Annotated in this window: 1 protein-coding gene; it reads left to right on the forward strand. The window is 68.9% G+C overall.

The features are described from left to right. A partial coding sequence (locus HKX41_10665) for a lytic transglycosylase domain-containing protein (protein ID NNC24592.1) occupies positions 1–376 on the forward strand: 376 nt, incomplete at both ends.

Consider the following 376-nt stretch of genomic DNA (forward strand, 5'->3'; position numbering starts at 1 on the left):
GGCTCGGTGCGGGTGATGGGCTTCACCGTGGAAACGCCGCCGGGCGAACCGGCGCATCCGGGCCTGGGCAAGGTCGGCAAGCCGCAACTGGACAAGTTCTCCGCGCAGTTCCGCAGCGCCGCCAAGGCCAACGGCCTGGACGACGCCTGGCTGCGCGCGATCGCCCACGCCGAGAGCGGCTTCGACGCCAAGGCGGTGTCGAGCAAGGGCGCGCAGGGCGTGATGCAGTTGATGCCGGAAACCGCCAAGGAATACGGCGTCGGCGATCCGTTTTCGTCGGAAGAATCGATCAAGGCCGGCGCGCGCCACCTCAAGTCGCTGCTGCGCCGCTACAACAACGACCTGACCCTGGCCACCGCCGCCTACAACGCCGGCA

Source organism: Salifodinibacter halophilus (assembly GCA_012999515.1).
GTDB lineage: Bacteria > Pseudomonadota > Gammaproteobacteria > Nevskiales > Salinisphaeraceae > Salifodinibacter > Salifodinibacter halophilus.